This window comes from Streptomyces sp. NPDC000151, assembly GCF_040301705.1.
In the GTDB taxonomy this organism is placed as follows: Bacteria; Actinomycetota; Actinomycetes; order Streptomycetales; family Streptomycetaceae; genus Streptomyces.
In genome coordinates this window covers 1-3,869 of sequence record NZ_JBEPFC010000272.1, presented here as the reverse complement: position 1 = coordinate 3,869, position 3,869 = coordinate 1, and the positions used below count along the sequence as shown (strand labels likewise).

At 69.3% G+C, this 3,869-nt stretch carries 7 protein-coding genes; 3 read left to right on the top strand and 4 right to left on the bottom strand.

Annotated elements, in window-relative coordinates; all coding sequences use genetic code 11:
• Nucleotides 1–47: 47 nt before the first annotated feature.
• From ABT381_RS35330 to ABT381_RS35315, 4 genes are all read right to left on the bottom strand, one after another.
• Nucleotides 48–473, bottom strand: a complete 426-nt coding sequence (locus ABT381_RS35330; protein ID WP_351602082.1) for an SsgA family sporulation/cell division regulator — start codon at nt 471–473, stop codon at nt 48–50.
• A gap of 105 nt (nt 474–578) precedes the next feature.
• Nucleotides 579–1,355 (bottom strand): IclR family transcriptional regulator, encoded by a 777-nt coding sequence (locus ABT381_RS35325; protein WP_351602079.1) that lies wholly within the window; start codon nt 1,353–1,355, stop codon nt 579–581.
• A 338-nt stretch (nt 1,356–1,693) separates the two neighbouring features.
• A complete protein-coding gene (locus ABT381_RS35320) occupies nt 1,694–1,915 on the bottom strand; it encodes a DUF5326 family protein (RefSeq protein ID WP_351602076.1) in 222 nt (73 codons plus the stop codon).
• 215 nt (nt 1,916–2,130) lie between these two features.
• Nucleotides 2,131–2,448 carry a cupin domain-containing protein gene (locus tag ABT381_RS35315; RefSeq protein ID WP_351602073.1) on the bottom strand — a complete coding sequence of 106 codons (318 nt, stop codon included), beginning with the start codon at nt 2,446–2,448 and terminating at the stop codon, nt 2,131–2,133.
• 48 nt (nt 2,449–2,496) lie between these two features.
• Here ABT381_RS35315 and ABT381_RS35310 point away from each other — a divergent pair, with 48 nt between their 5' ends.
• From ABT381_RS35310 to ABT381_RS35300, 3 genes are all read left to right on the top strand, one after another.
• Nucleotides 2,497–2,874: a phage holin family protein gene (locus tag ABT381_RS35310; RefSeq protein WP_351602070.1), complete on the top strand. Its 378-nt coding sequence runs from the start codon at nt 2,497–2,499 to the stop codon at nt 2,872–2,874.
• A gap of 26 nt (nt 2,875–2,900) precedes the next feature.
• Nucleotides 2,901–3,068, top strand: coding sequence for a hypothetical protein (locus tag ABT381_RS35305; protein ID WP_351602067.1), 168 nt, complete (start codon nt 2,901–2,903; stop codon nt 3,066–3,068).
• A 17-nt stretch (nt 3,069–3,085) separates the two neighbouring features.
• Nucleotides 3,086–3,869, top strand: a 784-nt coding sequence (locus ABT381_RS35300) for a PLP-dependent transferase (protein WP_351602085.1), incomplete at its 3' end; no start/stop codon positions are given.

The following is a 3,869-nucleotide window of genomic DNA, read 5'->3' as shown; positions in this document are numbered from 1 at the left end:
GGTGGACGGGGCCGCCGCCGCAAGCGCTGACCGGGCCGGACCGGCGCTCAGCCCGCCCGTTGCGCGTTCGCGAAGATCCGGTCCAGCTCCGCGTCGAGCGTGCCGCAGATCTCCTCCTGGCCGAGCGGCACCAGCCGGTCCGTACGGTCCAGGAAGGCGACCAGCGGAGCCGCGCCGACTCGGAAGAGCGCCTGCTCGGAGCCCACCTGCAGACTGACGAAGACATCACTGAGGTGCGCGCCCGAGACCGGCTCCACGTGGATGTCCCCCTCACCGGCCGGCCGGCTCAGGCCGTCCAGGAGGAGTTCCCGGCTGAAAGCCCAGGTCACCGGGGCATCGCCGGGGAGATCGAACGTGAAGCGCACGGCATAGGGATCGGCACTGTCGAAATCGAGCTCCACCGGAATCCGGAAGGCGAGTTCCTCGGAGACGATGAAGCTCATCATCACTTCTGCCTGCACTGTTTGGCTCATCAACCACTGCCCCGCACTACTTGATCGAAGTGGCCGGTAATGACCCGCCGACCGCTATTGACGCCATCGTCGACCAGTCGTCGACGGATCACAAGGAGTAATTTTTCAGATACTGATAGAGAAGGCCAGCGTCATAAGGGTCGACTCCGCCATCCTCTGTACCTTTTCGGTTACCGCCAGCAGTCTCTCCGCTTCACCTGCGGGGAGGGAAATCGCCACGGTCGCCGCTACCGAACCGACCCGAATGGGAATTGCCGCGCACACCGTACCGACGGCATATTCCTCGCGTTCGACGGCGAGTTGGGCCTTACGCACCGTGTTCAACCGGTGCAGCAGATCCCCCTCCGTCCGTACGGAATGGGGCGTGAGCGACTGCACTTGGTGCCGGGAAAGATGATCTTTCCGCCGCTCCTCGTCGAGTTGGGCCAGCAGGCACTGGCCTATCGCGTGCGCGTGAGCGGTCGTACGGAAGTCCGCCCATTCCTCGACCGGTGGCCGCTCCGGATCGTCGCTCACCGCGACCACCTCCACCTCGCCCGCGTGGTACACCGCGAAGTACAGCGCGGCGCCCACCTCCTGGCCCATGGCCGACAGCGCCTGCGCGATCCGGGAGTACCGCCGGCGGCGGGCCCCGGACCGGCCGATGAGCTCCGCGGCCTCACCGAGGAGGAACACGCCGTTCTCGCGCTGGAGGTATCCCTCGTGGGTCAGGGTGCGCAGCAGGTGGTACGTGGTCGGGAGCGGGTAACCGGTCTCCCTGGCCAGCTGTTTGGCGGGGGCACCGCCCGGGTGGGCGGCCACCGCTTCGAGGAGGCGCAGCGCCCGCTGCACCGAGCCGATCAGCGTCGGGGATGTCGTGGATGCGTCGTTCGCCGTGGCCAAGACCAACCCCCAGGACAGGTCGCCGGGGTGCCGACCCCGGGCTCGGGCCCCGCGCCCGCGCCGCGTGCGCTTCCGGACACCGTCCGCGCCGCCCGGTCCGGCCGGACGTTCCGGAACGCCGGCATCCGGAAGATGCCCCGCGTCGGCACTCTAACGTGAGCGCCGCGGACCGCAGGTCGATTAGCTTGCGAATTAACTCAGGCGGCGCATTTCTTGGCTTGGCCGGAAGCTCGCCCGCCGCGAGCGCTCCGGACACCTGTTCGCAGGGGACAAACAAAGGGCGTCCCGTTCCCCGGCGGGGGAACGGGACGCCCGGCAATTCCGCGCGGCCGCGGAAGTCACCACTCGCCGCGCGAGGAGGACGACGATCCGGTGAACCTGCGGACGAGGTAGACCACGCCCGCGATCAGCGCCACCGCCAGCAGGATCTTGAAGAGCAGCCCAATGAGGAAGCCCACCACGCTGCCGATCAGCCCGCCGAAGACGACCAGCAGGATGACGGGCACCGCGACCCACTTCACCCACCACGGGAGTCCCCCGAATATCTCCTTCACGGCCATTGCTCTGCCCTGCTTTCTGGTCGTCGCCCGGTACTCGCCCGGCCCGCCCGGCTCCTGTCCGGTCCCGCCCTGCACCATCGATGCTAGGGCGATGTCCGGCCACATGGGGGCGCCGCGGCCCCGGCTGTCCCCTGAGCCTTCCCCTACGGGTACGGAAGGCCCGCCTCGGCTGCCGGGAGGAGGCCGAGGCGGGGCCGCCGGTTCAGCGCTCCGGCTCAGCCCTCCGGCGGCGAGAAGATCACCATGACCCGCAGGTCCTCGGTGATGTGGTGGAACTTGTGCGGCACCCCGGCCGGTACGTACACCACGCTGCCCCGCGCGACCTGCGTCGTCTCCACCCCCACCGTGATCGACGCGCGCCCGCTCACCACCAGGTACACCTCGTCCTGCTGGTGCGGCGCCTGCGGATCGCTGCTGCCGGCGTCCAGTGCGTACAGCCCGGCCGACATGTTCCGCTCCCGCAGGAACTGCAGGTACGCGCCGTCGTTGGCGGCCCGTTCCGCCTCCAGTTCCTCCAGCTTGAACGCCTTCATCACTCGCGCACCCCTCACTGCCGCCGTCGTGTCTGCGACGATCCCACCATGAAGAATTTTCTGGTCAAGACGATCGCCAACGCCGCGGCACTCGCCGTGGCCACCTGGCTGCTCAGCGACATCACGCTGACCGGCACCAACACCGGGAACAAGGTCTGGACGCTGATCCTGGTCGCGCTGATCTTCGGTGTGGTCAACGTCATCGTGAAGCCCGTGGTGAAGCTGCTGTCGTTCCCGCTCTTCATCCTCACGCTGGGCCTGATCACGCTCGTGATCAACGCTCTGATGCTGATGCTGACGTCCTGGGTGGCGGGGAAGCTCGACCTCGCCTTCCACGTCGACGGCTTCTGGACCGCGGTACTGGGCGGCCTGATCGTCTCGATCGTCTCGTGGGCGCTGCACGTGATCCTGCCGGACAAGGACTGACCCGGCCCCGCCCCGACCGCTCCCCGATGGCCGAGGCCGTCTTCCGCGCCCGCGTCGAAGAGGCCGGGTACGGCCTGGAGCGCAGCGCCCGGCAATTCCGCCCGGAGTGGTTCGAGCGGGACCTGCTCACGGTCGTCCGGGCCGAGCTCGCCGGGCGGGAGACGCACGACGAGAAGGCAGGGACGAGCCCATGACAGGCGACGACGCGCGCATGACCGGCGACAGCACCCGGGCCGTACGGGCCGGCCTCCCCGAGGCCGAGGCGTACCACCCGACCCTCCCGGGGCCGGTCTTCGCGGCCCATTACCACCTGCCGGGCGACGCCACCGGGCCGTACACCTACGGCCGCGAGTCCAACCCGACCTGGACCCTCCTCGAAGCGGCGATCTCGGAGCTGGAGTCGCCCGGCGAGCCGGCCCACACCTCGGTCTTCGCCTCCGGGATGGCCGCGATCTCCGCCGTCCTCTTCTCGCAGGTCCGCACCGGCGACGTGGTCGTCCTGCCGAACGACTGCTACCAGCTCATGCCCGCCGTCCGGGAGCGCCTGGAGAGTTACGGCGTCGAGGTCCGCACCGCCCCCACCGCCGGAGACGCCCAGCTCGACGTCCTGGACGGCGCCAGGCTGCTGTGGCTAGAGACGCCCTCCAACCCGGGCCTGGACGTCTGCGACATCCGCCGGCTCGCCGAGGCCGCGCACGCCCAGGGCACCCTGGTCGCCGTCGACAACACCCTCGCGACACCGCTCGGCCAGCGCCCGCTCGACCTCGGCGCCGACTTCTCCGTCGCCAGCGGTACGAAGGCGCTGACCGGCCACGGCGACATCCTGCTGGGCTACGCCACCACCCGCGACCAGGCACTCGCCGACTCCGTACGGCAGTGGCGCAAGACCGTCGGCGCGATCCTTGACGCCGGTCTCGAACATCTCGGTCTTGGACTCGAGCTGGTCGAAGCTCGGGGCCTTGCGGTGGATCGCCCAGCGCTCGGTGACCTCGGAA

Coding starts and splice junctions, on each gene's coding strand:
- ABT381_RS35330 (WP_351602082.1), bottom strand. CDS start 473: ATGAGCCAAACAGTGCAGGCAGAAGTGATGATGAGCTTCATCGTCTCC.
- ABT381_RS35320 (WP_351602076.1), bottom strand. CDS start 1,915: ATGGCCGTGAAGGAGATATTCGGGGGACTCCCGTGGTGGGTGAAGTGG.
- ABT381_RS35315 (WP_351602073.1), bottom strand. CDS start 2,448: ATGAAGGCGTTCAAGCTGGAGGAACTGGAGGCGGAACGGGCCGCCAAC.
- ABT381_RS35310 (WP_351602070.1), top strand. CDS start 2,497: ATGAAGAATTTTCTGGTCAAGACGATCGCCAACGCCGCGGCACTCGCC.
- ABT381_RS35305 (WP_351602067.1), top strand. CDS start 2,901: ATGGCCGAGGCCGTCTTCCGCGCCCGCGTCGAAGAGGCCGGGTACGGC.